This is a genomic window from Candidatus Nitrosotalea sp. TS (genome assembly GCF_011319465.1).
GTDB lineage: Archaea > Thermoproteota > Nitrososphaeria > Nitrososphaerales > Nitrosopumilaceae > Nitrosotalea.
This window is the reverse complement of sequence record NZ_RCMB01000018.1, coordinates 55,900-73,195: the sequence shown is the minus strand read 5'-3', so window position 1 is coordinate 73,195 and position 17,296 is coordinate 55,900. Positions and strand designations below refer to the sequence as shown.

The 17,296-nt window shown below is 40.0% G+C and carries 21 protein-coding genes and 1 pseudogene; 15 read left to right on the top strand and 7 right to left on the bottom strand.

All coding sequences use genetic code 11. The features are described from left to right. Entirely contained in the window at positions 1–978 is a 978-nt protein-coding gene (locus DYY67_RS08585; protein WP_166392478.1) for a phosphate signaling complex PhoU family protein, read from the top strand. Here the strand turns inward: DYY67_RS08585 and DYY67_RS08580 are convergent. Beyond that, on the bottom strand, positions 969–1,481 hold the full coding sequence (locus DYY67_RS08580) for an NUDIX hydrolase (protein ID WP_166392477.1): 513 nt from the start codon (positions 1,479–1,481) through the stop codon (positions 969–971). The genes DYY67_RS08585 and DYY67_RS08580 overlap by 10 nt on opposite strands. A 24-nt stretch (positions 1,482–1,505) precedes the next feature. Further along, positions 1,506–2,411, bottom strand: coding sequence for an Lrp/AsnC family transcriptional regulator (locus DYY67_RS08575; RefSeq protein WP_166392476.1), 906 nt, complete (start codon positions 2,409–2,411; stop codon positions 1,506–1,508). Positions 2,412–2,528: 117 nt separating this feature from the next. Between DYY67_RS08575 and DYY67_RS08570 the strand changes: the two genes are divergently transcribed. From DYY67_RS08570 to DYY67_RS11695, 6 genes are read left to right on the top strand one after another with little or no spacing between them, the layout of a single operon-like run. After that, positions 2,529–3,728: an FtsX-like permease family protein gene (locus tag DYY67_RS08570; RefSeq protein ID WP_166392475.1), complete on the top strand. Its 1,200-nt coding sequence runs from the start codon at positions 2,529–2,531 to the stop codon at positions 3,726–3,728. A 4-nt stretch (positions 3,729–3,732) separates the two neighbouring features. After that, positions 3,733–4,419, top strand: a complete 687-nt coding sequence (locus DYY67_RS08565) for an ATP-binding cassette domain-containing protein (RefSeq protein ID WP_166392474.1) — start codon at positions 3,733–3,735, stop codon at positions 4,417–4,419. Further along, the gene (locus tag DYY67_RS08560) at positions 4,416–6,068 is read left to right on the top strand and encodes a COG1361 S-layer family protein (RefSeq protein ID WP_166392473.1); all 1,653 of its coding nucleotides are present in this window, start codon (positions 4,416–4,418) and stop codon (positions 6,066–6,068) included. The genes DYY67_RS08565 and DYY67_RS08560 overlap by 4 nt, the downstream gene beginning before the upstream one ends. 33 nt (positions 6,069–6,101) lie before the next feature. Beyond that, positions 6,102–6,494, top strand: coding sequence for a hypothetical protein (locus tag DYY67_RS08555; RefSeq protein ID WP_166392472.1), 393 nt, complete (start codon positions 6,102–6,104; stop codon positions 6,492–6,494). A 52-nt stretch (positions 6,495–6,546) separates the two neighbouring features. Then, positions 6,547–7,242: an ABC1 kinase family protein gene (locus DYY67_RS11700; protein WP_320416029.1), complete on the top strand. Its 696-nt coding sequence runs from the start codon at positions 6,547–6,549 to the stop codon at positions 7,240–7,242. 28 nt (positions 7,243–7,270) lie between these two features. Beyond that, positions 7,271–8,059: an AarF/UbiB family protein gene (locus DYY67_RS11695; protein WP_320416028.1), complete on the top strand. Its 789-nt coding sequence runs from the start codon at positions 7,271–7,273 to the stop codon at positions 8,057–8,059. A 16-nt stretch (positions 8,060–8,075) separates the two neighbouring features. Here the strand turns inward: DYY67_RS11695 and DYY67_RS11690 are convergent, their stop codons facing one another. The 3 genes from DYY67_RS11690 to DYY67_RS08535 form a co-directional block, all read right to left on the bottom strand. After that, complete coding sequence (locus tag DYY67_RS11690) at positions 8,076–9,146, bottom strand: FUSC family protein (protein ID WP_166392471.1); 1,071 nt, start codon at positions 9,144–9,146, stop codon at positions 8,076–8,078. A gap of 65 nt (positions 9,147–9,211) precedes the next feature. Beyond that, positions 9,212–9,577: an archaeal heat shock protein Hsp14 gene (gene hsp14, locus DYY67_RS08540; RefSeq protein WP_320416027.1), complete on the bottom strand. Its 366-nt coding sequence runs from the start codon at positions 9,575–9,577 to the stop codon at positions 9,212–9,214. 108 nt (positions 9,578–9,685) lie between these two features. Further along, complete coding sequence (locus DYY67_RS08535; protein WP_166392469.1) at positions 9,686–10,750, bottom strand: two-component system sensor histidine kinase NtrB; 1,065 nt, start codon at positions 10,748–10,750, stop codon at positions 9,686–9,688. 201 nt (positions 10,751–10,951) lie between these two features. On the opposite strand from DYY67_RS08535, the pseudogene DYY67_RS11085 reads away from it, so the two are divergent. The 5 genes and pseudogenes from DYY67_RS11085 to DYY67_RS08510 all read left to right on the top strand — a co-directional run. Continuing rightward, positions 10,952–11,068 (top strand): annotated as a pseudogene (locus DYY67_RS11085) (dTMP kinase); the annotation flags it as partial. A 10-nt stretch (positions 11,069–11,078) separates the two neighbouring features. After that, the gene (locus DYY67_RS08530) at positions 11,079–11,531 is read left to right on the top strand and encodes a dTMP kinase (RefSeq protein WP_255493063.1); all 453 of its coding nucleotides are present in this window, start codon (positions 11,079–11,081) and stop codon (positions 11,529–11,531) included. Positions 11,532–11,569: 38 nt separating this feature from the next. Next, positions 11,570–12,781 (top strand): HD domain-containing protein, encoded by a 1,212-nt coding sequence (locus tag DYY67_RS08525; protein WP_255493062.1) that lies wholly within the window; start codon positions 11,570–11,572, stop codon positions 12,779–12,781. Then, positions 12,778–13,455, top strand: a complete 678-nt coding sequence (pyrH, locus tag DYY67_RS08520; protein WP_166392468.1) for a UMP kinase — start codon at positions 12,778–12,780, stop codon at positions 13,453–13,455. The genes DYY67_RS08525 and pyrH overlap by 4 nt, the downstream gene beginning before the upstream one ends. A gap of 380 nt (positions 13,456–13,835) precedes the next feature. Further along, positions 13,836–14,396, top strand: a complete 561-nt coding sequence (locus DYY67_RS08510) for a hypothetical protein (protein ID WP_166392467.1) — start codon at positions 13,836–13,838, stop codon at positions 14,394–14,396. Here DYY67_RS08510 and DYY67_RS08505 read toward each other — a convergent pair. Together DYY67_RS08505 and DYY67_RS08500 are read right to left on the bottom strand one after the other, a co-directional pair. Then, the gene (locus DYY67_RS08505; RefSeq protein ID WP_166392466.1) at positions 14,393–14,968 is read right to left on the bottom strand and encodes a hypothetical protein; all 576 of its coding nucleotides are present in this window, start codon (positions 14,966–14,968) and stop codon (positions 14,393–14,395) included. The genes DYY67_RS08510 and DYY67_RS08505 overlap by 4 nt on opposite strands. A gap of 107 nt (positions 14,969–15,075) precedes the next feature. Further along, positions 15,076–15,756, bottom strand: a complete 681-nt coding sequence (locus DYY67_RS08500; RefSeq protein ID WP_166392465.1) for a hypothetical protein — start codon at positions 15,754–15,756, stop codon at positions 15,076–15,078. A gap of 276 nt (positions 15,757–16,032) precedes the next feature. Between DYY67_RS08500 and DYY67_RS11685 the strand changes: the two genes are divergently transcribed. From DYY67_RS11685 to DYY67_RS11080, 3 genes are all read left to right on the top strand, one after another. After that, a complete protein-coding gene (locus DYY67_RS11685) occupies positions 16,033–16,392 on the top strand; it encodes a sulfurtransferase (RefSeq protein WP_320416026.1) in 360 nt (119 codons plus the stop codon). Beyond that, entirely contained in the window at positions 16,349–16,810 is a 462-nt protein-coding gene (locus DYY67_RS11680; RefSeq protein ID WP_320416025.1) for a sulfurtransferase, read from the top strand. Before DYY67_RS11685 ends, DYY67_RS11680 begins: the two co-directional genes overlap by 44 nt. A 135-nt stretch (positions 16,811–16,945) precedes the next feature. Continuing rightward, on the top strand, positions 16,946–17,290 hold the full coding sequence (locus DYY67_RS11080; RefSeq protein ID WP_255493061.1) for a F0F1 ATP synthase subunit C: 345 nt from the start codon (positions 16,946–16,948) through the stop codon (positions 17,288–17,290). The last annotated feature ends 6 nt before the right edge of the window (positions 17,291–17,296 follow it).

The following is a 17,296-nucleotide window of genomic DNA, read 5'->3' as shown; positions in this document are numbered from 1 at the left end:
TTGACTAAATTCATTCGGCGCCTGCAAAAGATAGGAAGCAGCATCCTGGTATCGCTTCCAAGCGAGTGGGTGGAATCAAACAAGCTTGAAAAAAGCGATGAGGTGGAAATCGAGACAGGAGCCAACAGCATATCAATTACACTTACTGGAAGCAGCAAAGTACCAAAAGAAGTCGTCATACAGTATCCCGTATCCAAGGAAGAAAACATTAGCGCAGACATCACTGGGGCATATCTTCTGGGATATGATATAATCAAGATAAAAGGAAAATCTGCAATCTCAGTTGGAGACAGGGAAAGAATTCGTGGCCTTATGCGAAGACTTGTTGGCATGGAAATTGTCGATGAAGATGCCACAAATGTCAACGTGCAATTTCTCCTAGATGCTACAACGCTCAGCCCCGACAAGATCCTAAAAAGGATGAGCTCAATTGCACTTGGCCTGTTCCGTGATACAATAAACTCGCTTACATCAGATGACAAGACAGTACTGCAGACAATTCCAAGCAGGGATGATGAAATCGACAGGCAATATTTCTTGCTAGTCAGGCTGATTCGCAGCGCAATGGTAGACAAGAAGCTTGCAACTGCATTCAATTTGGGAAACATTGACATCTTGGATTATCGAATTGCAGCAAATCTCATGGAAACTGCGGGTGACACAATTGTAGAGCTTGCAAATTCAATACCGGAACTTGGCAGCTCCAAAACAGATGCAAAAAAGCTTCACCTCTTGGCAGTAGAGATTGAAAACATACATGACAAGGCCATTACATCATTTATTGAAAACAACAGATTGCTTGCAATTGAGGCAATCAAGTCATTTAGAAATTACCAAAAGAAAATTTCTGACATACGATCATCGCTTGAGCCAAAAAAACAAGTATCAATACAATTTTTGGACTTGGTGTATACGCTTGAAAAACTTGCCAGATGCTGGGCTGATATTGCAGATCTTGTAAAGCCAGTCTATACGTAGATCTTCTTTTTCATTGCATATGTCAGCACTGCACAAATTGTCTTTGAATCAGCAATCTTTCCTGACAAAACCATCTTTAGCACTTTTTTAAAATCAATCTTTACTACAGATATTATCTCGTCTTCGTCAAGTTTCAGTCCTGATACCTTTTTGATTCCAGATGCCACAAAGCAGTGAATCACTTCTCTGTTGTATCCAATTGAAGGATAGTACTTGACAAGCGGGGTCATCTTCTTTGCCGCATAGCCAGTCTCCTCTTTTAGCTCCCGGAACGCACATTTTCGTGGATTTTCACCCCGGTTTAGCGTCCCGGCAGGGATCTCAAGCACAAATCCATGAGGATATCTGTGTTGTTTCACAAGCAGCAGTTTGCCATCCTCTATTGCAATCATGGCAGAAGCGCCTGGGTGCTCGATTACTTCTCTTGTTACCTTGCGTCCTCCAATTGATAATTTGTAAACACTAAGGGAAAGAACTTTACCCTTGAAAATTTTCTTTCGCATGGAACAAAATACAGCTTGGATATTTTATGAACGTATCTCGGGAACCAGATGAAGTCTCTTTGATTTCTTTGTGTGCATTATGGCATTTTTAATCCATTTCTGTACAAAGTTAATCTCTTTTGGAATGAAAAGATCAACTGACTGTATTCCACTAACTTCATGAACTTTTTGGCTTAGCTCGTCAATCTTGTAAATGTCATCGCTATGGAAAAATAACACTATCTGGTTTTGGTGCACAAATGGCTTTTGCAAAAATGACTCTTCAAACTTTTTCTCTAGTCTGGATAAGGTTCCTTTAATGTCTCCATCCACTGTAACAAGAATTGCAAACGGAATGTTTTTCCCCATCTTTCTTGGATTGTAAATCAAAGTAAATAGAATGGCCTCGTCGTTTTGCAGCTTGTCAAGTGATCTTGCTATTGTTTTTGTGGAAAAACCCGAAAGCTTGGCAATCTCCTCTATTTTCAACCGTGGGTCCTTTAACAATATGTCAATTATCTCAATGTCAGTTTTTGTCAAGTCAGATCTTATCTCTGGATTTTTTGCCTCAAATATGCTAAGAACCCTGACATCTCTTAGAATGTTTTTTGCAATCTCCATTGCATGTTCTGGATTTTCTTTTACCACAATGCTGCATACCGTAACTCCTCCAACACATGGAACAACAAAGAACGGTTCTCCGACAAGTCGTATCTTGTCTAAAATGTAATCAAGTTTTTTTCCTATTACCACGAAATATAATACACTGTAGCCAAAAACTGGCGGCTCTATTTTTAATGTAAATTGTTCAATGATTTTTTGTTTAATCATTTTCTGAATTCTTGATTTTACAGCTACTCCTGATACCCCAATCTCCTTGCCTATCTGACTGTCAGGCGTTCTGCAGTTATTTAGCAAACGTGACAGGATCTCCATGTCTAATTTGTCCATTCTATATGCTACTCTTCCACTATTATTAGAATTCAGTACATCTTGTATATATAATTGTCTTGTTCTTAAATAAAGACCTAACAAAATATTAAATATAAGACTAATTCTTGATCCTTCGTGGATTACAGGGCACAGATAGGTATTAGATTCATCACTAGGCGCAAGGGCAGCCTTATTGCAGCAAGTCTTGCAGTAGCAATTGCAATCCTAGTGGTTCAGGTTAATTCTGTTATTTTCCAGGGTCTTTACAACGCAATCGTAAGAGATCTAACAAATTATCGATTTGGGCATGTCTTCATTTCAAAAAGGGGAGACTTTATCACAAGATCAGATTTTATGTTGGTAAACTGGCTTGACAGAATTCCATATGTTCAGGCAGCTGCACCAAGGCTTGATTATTCAGCACTATCAATCAACTCAACCGTAAATGGCCAACTAATCCAAGATGTTAATGTCCCTGTTCCCGTGCTTGGCGTAAAACCAGAGTGGGATGTAAAAGCATCTACTCTTTATCAAACTGTAAAAGGTCAGTATGTTTCATACAGAGACTCGATAGTCTTAGGTGCGTTAGTTGACAGAGATCTAGGATATCCACAAATTGGTGATACTGTAAAAATAAAATTCAAAGACCAATTTGGTAATGATGTACTCAAGAGATTTGTAATTGTTGGAATTTCTCAAACTGCTGGCAACCAGGGTAATGATAACGGTGTGATCATCAATATTGATACGCTACGGGAAATAATGGATAGACCAGGCCAAAGCTCGGAAATCATTGTAAGACTAAATGATCCATCCAAGGCAGATTATGTTTCAGAGCTATTTCTTAGTGCATTCCCGTCATCTGCAGATAAATTCAAAGCTCAAACAATAGAACAAGCAGCAGAAGTACAACTTGCAGGTTTCCGATCAGGCATTGCACTAATCAACTTAGTTGGCTACTTTGGAATGATGTCGTCAGCTTTTGCTGTTGTTACTATCCAAATGATGCAGGTATCAAGCAAGACTCGAGATATTGGTGTAATGCGCGCAATTGGTGCAAAGAGAAAGGACGTATTATTGGTGTTCATATTTCAAGGAATGGTTATAGGTGCAATTGGCGCAGGCCTTGGAACTGCAATGGGAATAGGGTATACCGTATATGCAAAGGAAACTCACATGACATTCCAAGGAAGTCTTGCATTAGAGGTGCAATACAATTGGATGGGAATTGCTCAAACAGATATTATGGCATTTGTGCTTGCAATTATTGCATCAATTTATCCAGCATTCAAGGCTACCAAGCTAGAACCGGTGGAGGCCATGAGATTTGCCTGATAACGTGCTAGAAGTACACAATGTTGAAAAGGTATATGGCGAAGCCGAGACAGCCGTAAGGGCATTGCAAAACATCAATTTCGCTGTTAAGAGAGGCGAGTTTATCCTGATAGTAGGAAGCTCTGGTTCTGGCAAATCAACGCTACTGAACATGATAGGTCTGCTTGATAGACCAACAAGGGGGCAAATACTCGTTGATGGTGCTGACACATCTACGCTTGACGATAACCATCTCTCTTCTTTTAGAAATTCAAAACTGGGATTCATATTCCAATTTTCAAATCTATTGTCAGATCTGACAGTTTTGGAGAATGTTCTTCTTCCAAGAAGAATTCAAGGAACACTGGATGGTGCAACAGAAGAAGCAAGAATGCTTCTTAAAACAGTGGGACTAGAATCCCAGCTGAAAAAATTTGCAAATAAAATTTCCGGCGGTCAGGCCCAAAGGGTGGCAATCACAAGAGCATTGATAAACAAGCCAGCAATTGTTTTGGCAGATGAACCAACAGGAAACCTGGACTCTATATCGGCAGAAACCACAGTCCATCTCTTAAAATCATTGAACAGAAAACTCAACCAGACTTTCATAATTGTAACACACGACAGGCCCCAGTTTGGTGACGTCGACAAAATAATAACAATAAAAGACGGCAGAATTGTTGAAGGGGAATTGGAGGCAAGCATGGCATGATTTACAAAACTATTCTACTGGCAGCAATAATTCTCATGGGTTATCTAGTGGTTCCAAGCTATGCACAAAGCGCACCAGAGCAAGCCCTGCCAGGGGCATCACCATTTACGCACGAATTTACAGACGTCAAGCTACTTGATGCATACTTTGGATATCCAAACCAAAAGATTGAGGTCCAGCCAGGGGACAAAAATGTTCCATTTACAATGGTGTTTGCAAATGTAGGTACCGAAGATATTACTGGAATTGATGGATTCCTAGCCCTGCCTGCGCAATTTTCACCTGCCACCTCAGCAGGAGGGGTAATTGAGGCTGATAATACGCAGTCTGCAACGACTGGTAGCTCGTTTACGCTTACATTCTACCTAAACGTGGACAAGTCACTGATCGTACACGACTATTCTGGAACAGCCAAACTGACTTATTCTGTGGTCAGGGAAAATGGACTGCGCCAGGTCTTCTTTGACTTTAATTTCAAGCTAACAGGAAAAGGGCTTCTTAACATGAAAGCAGATGACGCATTCTTACAGCCTGCATCAAACAATCAAGTTACAGTCAAAGTCTCTAATGCGGGTACTGCAGGTCTCAATAATGTAGACATTACGCTAAACTCGCAATCAAATGCATCCAATACGGGATCTAACTTGCAGAACGTTGTAATAGATCAACACCACTGGAATGTAGGTACTATACCTGCAGGTTCATCAAGTTCCTACTCGTTTAACATATTTGTGACACAGGATCTGGCAGGACAGACATTGCACATACCATTTACATTGAACTACTTTGACGGACAAGGAAACCAAATATCAGATACAAGAACTGTTGATCTTATTGTAGGGCCTGCAACTACTTCTGTAATCAAATTGTCAACACCATCGTATATCTTGATGGGTGTCATGCAAAATCTTACTTTGGGCCTGCAAAATACATCTCCATCAAAAATTTCTGACATATCAATTACCGTAACACCAAATTCTCCAGACTTTAAGATTCTTCAGGACAACAAGTGGTTTGTTCAGGAAATAAATCCATTGGAGAGTAACGCTATACAAATTCCAGTCTTTGCGGATCAAAATATCCAAGACCAAGCAGTAGATTTTGCTGTGAACATGCAGTATACCAAGGATGGTTCTACAGTTATAGAAACGCAAAACTTTGCCACATATATCAGACCGGTAATAGATGTATCAGTTTACGGCGTTCAAGCATCAGAGATTGCCAGCCAGCAAATGATAATTGGAAATGTTCTCAACCAAGGAAATGTCAAGGGCCAGTTTGCAGTAGCAACAATTGATCCGTTGGAAAATTCAACAATTAAGGAAGCGACACAGTACATTGGTGATATCGATATTGATGCACCAACTCCGTTTAATGTGCCAGTCCAATCATCAACAACAGGACAATTATCAGGAAATCAAAAGGTTCTGGTTACACTGACATACAAAGATACACTATTGCAATCACACACAATTACACAGGTAGACACTGTATCATTTGGAACGCCAGTACCACAATCAGATGGGAGCTTTTCACAACTACAGCTGGTAATTCTTGTTGCCATTGCAGCAGGAATTGGTGGTATAGTCTTTAAGATAAAGAAAAAAACCAAGGCCCCTGCAGAAGAAAAGGCACAAGAAGTAAGCTAAAGTTATTATTTAGAGAATGATCATTTTTTGAACATGGCTTCGGATGAAATCGAAGTCCCAAAAGAAGTTCGCCCTTTCATGCTGGAAGGTGCTGAAGAAACAAAGTTGGGTCAAAAAAATGGAGCCATCAGACAATTTCGATATGGCAATCTCCACATTCGAGAATATGAAGACAAGTATCTTGTCCATGTGGATAAGGTAGATCCTAGAAATGATCCTCTGGGCCATCTGATACATGATGCGCCAGAATTTTTAATCGGTATTGCAAGTGCTTATTGGGGCGGAAAAAAAGTAGCTTCCGAAGTCTACAAATTACAAAAGAACAAGCCTTTTGCAGCAGTTACAGCTGGCGTTACAGGACTGCTTGCATCCATTGCAACAGGATACATGGGATATTCATTAGTAAAAAAACTGAAGGATTTCTAGGAGGGAATCTGGCATTTCAAAATATAGAACAATTCGGACCTTCCTCAAACTTTTGCCCCTTGTCATATCTTTGCGAAAGGACAGAAGAGAATGGGTAAGAAGAGAAGGAAAAAATGTAGACCTGACACGATATCAAAAAAATGCGCGAAAAGCGCTCAAAATATTTGTCTCACTTGGTCCGGTATACATCAAACTTGGACAATGGCTTTCATCAAGAGCTGACATACTTCCGCAGCCATATCTTGAGGAGCTTGCAAAGCTTCAGGATGAAGTGCCGGCAGCTCCATTTGATCAAGTAAAACCAATTATAGAAAATGATCTGGGCCCAATTGAGAGAAACTTTGACCATATAGACAAGAATGCAATCTCTGGAGCATCGCTTGGACAGGTATATCGCGCAAAAGTAAAAGGACAAGATGTTATTGTCAAAGTAAGACGACCGGGTATAGAAAAAGTAGTAGAGGAAGACATCAAGGTACTCAAGAAAATAATTCCATTTGCAATGCGATTTGTAGATCCAAATCTGCGCTATTCTGCAGAGGCAATGCTTGCACAGTTCATAGAAACAATACATGAGGAAATGGACTATGAAATAGAATCGCAAAACCTAAAGGCAATTCGAAGAAATTTCTCAAGTTATCCCAAAGTGATAATTCCTTCAATCATGGACGATTATTCAAGCAAAAACATCCTCACCATGGATTACATCCCGGGAATCAAGATAACCAACGTAAAGGCACTCAGATGAGGCCGGAATAGACAGGGAGCAGCTGGTTGTGCGTGCGCACAAGGTATTTTTTACCATGCTTTTGCGCCATGAAATGTTTCATGCAGACCCGCATCCTGGAAATATTTCTGTCACAAATGATGGCTCTCTGATATTGTATGATTTTGGAATGGTGGGAAGGCTTGACAGCAAAACCCGCCTGAAATTAATACGTCTGTATCTTGCGCTTGTTGAAAAAGATCCCACAAGAACAGTAAGTGCAATGGATGATCTTGGAATGCTGATGCCAGGATATGACAGGGGAATAATAGAGCAGGGAATTGGCATGTCAATTCAGGCAATGTATGGAACCAAAGTTGACAGGATGGAAGTCAAGGCACTGATGGAGCTTGCAAATAAAACAATGAGCAGGTTTCCATTCAAGCTTCCAAAGCACCTGGCACTTTACATGAGGATGGCTTCAATTCTTGAGGGAATCTATCTTACACACAAGGTACATTTCAGGTTCATCAATGTCTTGCAAAATATTTTGGAAGAAGAAAATATTGTAAAGGATGCTTATATAGAAGAGATCAAGCTTGCGTTTAACAGATTTGTAAAGTCTGTTGACTCTGCAATTGCAGTTGTTCCAGAGATTAGAAAGTTTTTGGAGGACACCAAAAGAGTAAGAGAAAATCCGCCAAAAACAAAAAATACATTGCTCGCAGGAAGCATCTTGTCCGGAGCAATATTTGTCGGTTCTACAATCCTTTATGCGGCAAACCATCTGGTGGGAGAGCTCGGCATGATATGTTCTGCGGCTATAATGGGAATCACTATTGTAATAAAAGAGCGTTGATTATTCTTACCGTGATTCATTTATTTTTCCAAAAATTATGCATAGTTCTAATCCCAAGCAGATAGGCTGCAGATACGGCAATAGCTCCTCCAATGGCTACATCAAGAATACGTATACCAGCAAGTTGCCACTGTTCAGGATAGATGATGTTCAGTAGAATGATGATAAAAGGTACAAGAAATACCTGTACCAATCCAGGATTGACACCCCTAGTGGCAAACATAAAGATGGCAAAGACAAACAATAGTCCCCCAAGCAAATAGAGATTACTTGTCTCAAGCGTTATTGCTGCAGCGATTATCGCACCTACAACGGTACCGATGACTCTCATTGAAGCGAATCTGATGGTCAAGCCAATATTTGGCCTCATTGCGATAATTATCGTTACAAGGACCCAAAAGTCTCTTGGAAATCCCAGTACAAGTCCAATTGTCAATCCAAATGCCGATGCAGCCCCGACTGCAATGGCATGTCGTAATGTCTCTGGTTGCGGCGACGAAATGCTTGGGCGTGTATACTCGGGATAGTGTTTCTGTTGTATCACTGAGGACTTGAAAGTGTTGCCTGCCGTGCCAGATGTTTTGCGTGACATCAGAAACCGATGCAACATAATGCCAAGCAAGGCTAACAGTCCGCCAAGCAGTGATAACCACAGTCTTTCTACAGCTACCGATGTCGAGTCGCCTGGAAGACCCACTCCAACTGCAAAGATCATAGCTGTGAATATTCCAACCTGTGTCAATCTCGGAGATCTCTCTGCAATCAACACAACAAATACTCCAATCCCAACTAGTGGTATTGCAAGAAAACCAGTTGTACCAACAAGCGTTCCAAATCCAAATGCTATTGCTTCAGTAAAACATGCTATGAGCAGGATGCGGAAGGAGAGAGTAGTACCCTTAGGCCCTTCTGTGTTGATCAGAAACATGGCTCCAATGGTTGCAAATATCAACTCCATATGACCAGTAGCTAATCCTATGATCAGTGGAGTTATCACAAAGATTGATGCCCTAAGTCCAATCGAAATGCTAAAGGCAGATCTATCAAGGCAAGTTATCTCATTGAGGAACTTATTTCGATTACCCACGATTTTCTGTTATGTCACAGAATCTATTCAAGATATCTGGATAGTGTCCGGTTGAGGAATGGTAATTATTCTACAGTGATATTTTTCCCAGTCTTTATCGGAATTGTTAGTGTAAGTACACCGTCATGATATTTTGCAGATGCACCTAGGTCTTCCTCGTCTTTTACCCTCATAGGTAGTCTGATTTTTTTGTCTACTGTGTTGGGTCTCTGGCGCCATACTACTGTACCCTCTCCGATTGTTTCTCTTTTTGCATTTATGGATAGTATGTGCCCATGAATTCTAACCTTGATCTCTTTTTTATCAAATCCTGGCATGTCTATTGTTACAACAAGGCTGTCATTTTGCATTACCATATCCACTGGAGGAAGGACAAACTCGTAGAACTCTCTTGATTTGTTTCCTATCTCTCTCATTACTTCTTTTACCATGTAATAGCCCAAGCCCATTTTGTTGTTTTTAGCGCTTTTTGATTATTAAATGTTAACGATCCGGTTCAACACCTATGGATTGATTTGGTTTTTTGAATAGATGATAGACTAGGCTGCCAATTTTACTGGTAGAGTAACTGTAAAAGTAGTGGGATTATTTTTTACAGATAATGTTCCACTGTGTTGCTCTATGATATTTTTAGAGATTATCAGACCCAATCCAGTGCCCATCTGTTTTGTTGTAAAAAATGATTCAAATATTCTGTGCATGATTTCGTCTGGTATGCCGCGTCCGGAATCTATGAAATCAATTATAATATGATCTCCGTCAACTTTCCAATTGATAATAACAGTTCCCTTGTTTTCACCTATTGCTTGAATTGAGTTTAATATTAAATTTCCAAAGACTGCATCCAATTGTTTTCCATCACACATTATCTTGACATCATTTTTAGCGCAATTGATTTGGATGTTATCCGGAACAATGATGTTTTCAATGGATGATGCTATTAAACCAAGAACAGAATGCTCAGACAGATTCAATGGCCTTGTACCAACATATATCATGACATCTTCTACTTGGTGTCTCATTCTCTCCGCTGATCTTAAAATTGGCGCAACGCGTTTTGAAATATTCTCATCTGGATTGTTTTCTAACTGACTTTCTAATAGTTTCGCTGAATTAATAATTACATTTAGCGGGTTACGAAGATCATGTGCAATTCTTGCCGTCATGTCCCCAATTAGCATTAATTTCTCATCTTTTTCTTTTTTCAAGTCGTCCTGCAGCTTTTTGATATCTGTAAGATCTTTTCCTGTGATCAGATATCCTTCAAAGTTTCCTAATTCGTCACTTAATTTTGCACCACTCCAAATAGAATGAAATGTAGATTTGTCTTTTCGCATAACCTCAATTGGAACATTTAGCTTAATGCCATCAATCAGCAGTTGGTTAAATGCTGATACAGCCTTTTGTCTGTCTCTGTCAGAAACCATGTCGACTGGGCCAATTTTTCCAACTGCCTCACTTTTATCATATCCAAAGTTTTCGGTAAAACGATGATTGCAGTCAAGGATTTTTCCATCTTTATCTAATATGGTTAGCATATCTGGTGTAGTTTCAAATAGAATTTTTACAATCTTTTCATTTCTGAAAAGTGTGTCTGAAGCCATTACACCATGTTAATTTTTGTTACATAATAATAATTGCATTATTCGTATACATTACCTGCAACATCTCAAAGATTTTGATACTAGTAGATTTGAAATTATAACATTTGTATTGATTTTTCAAACCTGCCCTGTCAAATGAAAAAGCATGGCGTAGAACCATTAAATTTACAATTTATCTACAGGCTAATTCAATAGGATTCCATGATTATAGTTGTAGAGGGTTTTGATCAGGCAGGAAAAAAAACCCAATCAAAACTTTTGGCAAAGTTTTTGAAGACTAGAAATATAAAATCAAAAATATTCAGCTTTCCAGATTATTCAACGCCCATTGGCAAAGAGATTAGGCGCTATCTTGGCGGAAAACGATCATTTTCCCCCACAAGTAATCCACTGTCTTCTTGCAGCAAACAGGTGGGAGAAGGCAAAGGAAATCCAAGATGCATTATCAGAAAATAATGTTGTAATCATGAATCGATATTACCAATCAAATCTCGTATATGGAACAGTAAACGGCCTTGACATGAAATGGCTTGAAAATTTGGATGATGGATTGCCAAAAGAAGACATTGTAATTCTTCTTGACGTAAATGTAACTGATTCATTTTCCCGCAAAAAAGAAAGGCGGGACAAATTTGAAGAGAACGTCGAGTTTGCACAAAAGATTGCAGAAACATACAGAAAGTTGGCAAAGCAATTTGGCTGGCACATTGTAAATGCATCCCGTCACAAGCAAGCAATTCATCAAGACATCAGGCAGATTGTTTTAAAACATGTCAAGTAACATGAAAAAAAAATATCTTCAGATTGTAGATCCAATACATGGATTCATCCAGTGTCTACACGCATGAGACCGATGTTATTGACAACCCAATCTTTCAGCGGCTTCGCAGGATAAGGCAACTTGCAGGTGCACATCTAGTTTACCCTGGAGCGCAGCACTCTAGATTTGAACACTCGCTTGGTACCATGCATATTGCAAGCCAGGCAGCATCAATACTGGAAGAAAAAGGCCACCTCAGCCCTGACAACATGAAAAATCTCAGGCTTGCAGCTCTTCTGCACGACATAGGTCATGGGCCATTTTCGCACCTGTTCGAAGAGGTGCTTCAAAAAAAGAAAAAAATTTCTCATGAAAAAATAGGCAGAAATCTCATCTTAAAGTCAGAAATCGGCGATCTCATATCAAAAAATGGTTTTGACAAGACATTCATCAGCAACCTTGCATTTGGAAACTCAAAATACCAATTCATGAACGAGATAATTTCTGGGGGCCTCAGTGCAGACATGATGGATTACCTCCTTCGTGACAGCTATTTTACAGGAGCAGAACATGCAAGAATCGACTTTAAGAGAATCATAAATTCATTTGATGTTCATAAAAGAAAGCTTTCCCTTGACAGGTCTGCACTTCATTCCTTTGAATCAATGATGATTTCCAGGTACCAGATGTTCAGGGCAGTCTATTTCCACAAGACGGTACGAGCAGCAGAAGTAATGTTGCTTGAATCAATGTTGCTTGCAGACCGTGAGCTTGGGCTTGCTACAGACAACTTGGAAAAATATGTCCAGTTCACTGACGAATTTATCATTTCAAAGCTAATTTCCCTGCCCAAGACAAATTCCGAGCTTCGAAGGGCAAGCCAGCTGGCACTGGACTATCAAGAGCGCAGGCTGCTAAAGTGCGTCTACGAAAAAATTTTCATGAAACCAAGGATGGGCAAAGTCAACCCCTCTGAACTCCAGCATGACATTGCAAAAAAAGCCAAGGTCAGCGAGGCCGAAGTCTTTGTAGACATATCAAAGACACCATCAATTCCGCTTACGCCTTCAAAAAAAGAGTCCCAGTCAATCATTCTTACATCAACTAGAGGAGCAGGCCCAAAAGAGGCATATGAGCTGCCAATCTCGGAGATTCCATTGGTGTCAGCCATCTCGGGATTTATGGATATTTTGCGAATCTATACAAGGCAACAATTTAGAAAAAAGGTTGAAATTGCAGCACAAGTCATCCTTGGTGAAAACAGGCAATGAGAAAAAGAATTGTCATAAAACTGTCAGGCAGCCTATTTGGTCTTGAAGACACAAAGACATTGAAGCAATTTGCCGAGTTTTTTGTAAAATCAAGCAAGATCTGCCAGCCAATCATAATCGCAGGCGGGGGCAAAATAGCACGGCACTACATCTCTCATGCAAGGTCATCGGGTGCAGACGAGTCAACGCTTGACGAACTTGGCATTGAGGTATCGCGACTCAACGCAAGGCTGCTAATTTTTGCACTACAAGAAAAGGCATATCCCCATCCACCTACCAATTTGAAGGAAGTAGCAAATGCAGCAGACAGCGGCCTGATAGTGGTAACGGGAGGGCTGCATCCAGGACAGAGCACAAATGCAACTGCAGCACTAATTGCAGAAAAGGTAAGGGCAAGTGCATTTCTTAATGCAACCGACGTGGATGGTGTCTATGATTCCGATCCGCGCAAAAACAAGAATGCAAAAAAATTCAAAAAAATTCCACTCAAAAATCTTCGAAGCATGCTTGTGCACCAAGATTCTGTTGCAGGTGGCTATGACCTGATGGACATTGTGGCCCTCAAAGTAATTGAGCGCTCAAAAATAAAAACACGAATCCTCAAAGCTGATGTCAAGACACTGGAAAAAGCAATCAGGGGAAGCCCAGAAGGCACCGAGATTACACTAGTTTGACAGCACCAGCATATTCTTGAATTCCTGCAGTAACTGCTTTTTGTAAAATTTCTTTTGCCTGTTCTTCAGACAAGGCCTTTGACTGCGCTTTTGCGTATCCTTCCTCGTCTACTATGATTGCAACCCAGCCCTCTGGCTTTTGGGCAATGCATACAAATTCCTTTTCTCCAACTGGGACAAATGTCCCCTGGGATTTTTTTCACTGTAAGTGTAAGCATTGCAAAGCCTGCATGCTCAAACAGAGTCATCTGTGATTTTCTTGATCTCTCTTGCCCAATTCTTACTGCTTGGTGATACTGCACAAATTTAGATCCTAGAACTTTTACTATAAGGGTTTTCAACTCAAAGGTTTAATTGAAGAGCGACTCGATTGGATATTGTTGGATGCAAAAATAATACTTTATGTGGCAGTTGTAGTGGTCATAGTGGTCATTGCGGCATTTGCTATTCTGCCCGGCTCAGGTATGATGAAAAACCTTGTACCGCAGGGCCCAAACGTTCCTACCTCACTTATGGCAGTCTCAGCTCAGATCAAGCCTCTCTCTATAAGCTATAACGGAACCTCAATTGTCTCAACCAGTACAAGAGAGGCAACATTGCAAACCAACTTTTACATCACAAACCCAAACACTACTACGGTAATTCTTGAATACATCACTTATACCATCTCCGATGATGGAACAGTGATTGGATATGGCGAGATAGGACAGTCATATGACACCAACTTGGAAGGTTCCAACTACTATCCGCTTGTGGCAGGAACATCATCAAACATGCCCAACAGTGCAGTCATTGAAAACACTGGAAACTATCCAGCTATCTGGTCTGATCTGGAAAAGGGAACAGCCAAGATTACTGTTTCAGGAACAGCCCACTATGCAATAAAGACAGCATTTAGTGGCAGTGACTATACGCAAGATTTCAACTTTACACAATCCTAGGTCTGTTGCAGTGCAGGATTGTATCTTGATCGCATGAATTTTACCAAGTAGACAAAGCCAAGAATTATCCATGTCAGCATCATCAGTGACCAAGCAAACACGACAATCTGCTCCAGGCTTAGGCCATACTGCCCCATGATTGTGGTGACCTGTGACGGTATTACCAGCTTTAACTGGTATATCGGCAAGAGATATGGATTGATGTTTTGATTGTTAATCAAGTCAGTACCCGCTAGTAGCTGTATTATTGCATGCCATCCAAAGAAGAATGTAACAAAAAAGAAAACAGATTTTCTGCCAATTGCCTTTTTGTATCCTCGCTTTTCATATCTTTCAAGTCTTTGTTTTACCTGTGTAAGCTCTGTCTTTAGTTCTTCAACAGATTGCTGTTGCACAACTTTTCTTTTAGATGGTTCTGCGTACATTGAGATCAATGATTCAAGATATTTTCTGTCAGAGATGTATAGCGGCCTGTCCTCTTGAAGCATACTTAGAATGTAGCTCAATCTGCCGTTGTCTCCCTTCTTTGCATCAATCAAGTGCAATACATGCTCAATTAACTCATCGTCCATCGCAATCACCTATGCCTCAATACAAATTAAATCGACAGGTTCAGTTTTAGATAACCTTATCAACATTATCAAGCTCCTTTGGAAAAGGATTTTGATTATTCGTGAGACTAGCCCACTTTTTTTAGGAAATTCATGATGGGCTCTCTGTCTACATCTGACAATGACGAGAATCCCTCCAACAACTCGCGCTGAACCCTCAATGTTTCATCTAGCGCCTTTTTTACACTCTCGCTATCAAACGGAATCAGGCTGTCTATCTTGCCCTCGCTGTATGACTCGATATATCTTCTTAACAGCAGGGAAACAAAATTTGGAGCAATATCAAGCAATGTAAGAACTGACTTTTTTAGATCCTTGTCTTTTGAATTAGGATTTTTCTCAAAAAATTCATTGATGATTCCAAATCGCTCAGGCCCCATCTCTGACAAAGAGGCAGCAACCAACAAACCTCCTTCAGTTAACTTGTAGTATGGTACTCCTTGTTCTTGAAGAGCCTTGGGTCCTCGTTTTATCGGAAGCCTGCCAGATTCTTCAACAATTCCTAATGGTAAAAGAATCTCGTCGAGGTCCCTGAAGATTCCAGAATAAATATTCTGCCAGGTAGTTCCGTTTCTTTCTGCAAGTTTGTGTGCTATGGCAGTCCTAGTTTTCTTTGTAGGCAAAACCTCTGCTGCAAGATGCATAATTATTCCGCGTTGGCGCATGGCCTCTCCTGTAAACTCTTTATTTTTTGTCTTGAAGGTTTGATAAACAGATAATCTTGGAGCGGCGGTCTCTGACTTTGTCATTTGCCAATCAGTTTCCATTAATTTCGTATGCCAAAAATTTAGAATTAACATATTTATGATTTAAGATTCTCATTTTGTGATAGTATCATACTTTACATGGATATAAGAATTTACAATTTTGAAAGAATTGTAACAAATTATGACTTTTCTAGTTATAATGCATAATTTGATTGCATAGAAATTTCAACAAATATGACAAATTTTCCATGTTTCCATGTATTGCCAGCTGATGTAAGATTGTGAAATGAATTTACATTGGATGGTCGTAGAGTTTTCATGTTAAAGTCTCCAGAAGAACTTGTAAAAATAATACAAAAACCCAACTTGGTTCTAGTTGATTGCAGATCTTACAAAGAATACTCAGAAGGACATATTCCGGGTGCAGTAAACATTGATCTGTTTTACTATCACTGGCTTGACACAACACAGGACGGCATCAAGTCATTTGAAAAGCAGATGAGAAACCTCTTTTCATTCATGGGTGTAACAAAGCAAAAGACCGTTGTGTTTTACGATGATGTTGCAGGTATGAGTGCATCCCGTGGGGTCTGGCTCTTGATGTATTTTTCACACCCGCATGCATCCATGCTAAATGGCGGATTTCAGAAAGTGGCAGAGCCTTGGGCTGCCTGTTGAAACCACGACCAATGGTTTCATCCCGGCCAAGTTCTCTGGCAAAACCAACAAGAAAATTCTAGCTGGTTTTGAATACATCAAGAAAAACCTTGGCAAGACAAAACTAGTTGATGCAAGAACAAAAGAGGAATACGAAGGAAAAGTCATGCGTGCAGCAAGAAAGGGTCACATACCAAATTCCGTCAGCACTGATTGGACATTGAACATCAACAAAGATGGCACCATGAAATCGCTAAAGGAACTTGCAAAGCTATACAAATTTTCAAAAAATGACGAGATCATAACTTATTGTCAGGGAGGCTATAGGGCAGCAAACTCATTTGTGGCACTAAAAATGCTCGGCTTCAAAAACGTAAAGGTATATCTTGGCTCTTGGGGCGAATGGGGAAACAGATTAGATCTTCCAGTTGAAGATTAACAGGTTTCTAGATATTGCAATACAGCAAATACAACGTACGATGATCGCACCAAGGATTTTCCTATTTTTTGAAAAAATCTAGTGAGGCTTTATAAGAATTAGATTAATATATCCACGCCAAATGAGCCATTACTGATGGTGTTGAACAAGCGTTCCAAATTATCGCTTATTATCATAATGACTGGATTGACAATCGGATTATCGACCTTCTTTACAACTCATTCTGCATTTGCTGCAGACACTACTACAACAAGCAGTGGTTTGACTAAACCATTACTTGCTATTGCTGCAGCTATTGCAATTGCAGGCGGTTTGATAGGTACCGGTAATGCACAACAAGGTATTGGTGCTGCCGGCATGGGTATCATTGCAGAAAAACCAGAGAAGTTTGGTCAGGTACTATTCTTCTTTGTCATTCCAGAAACATTATGGATCATCGGATTCGTATTGGGAATAATATTACTGCTAGGTATCCTGTAGTGGTTT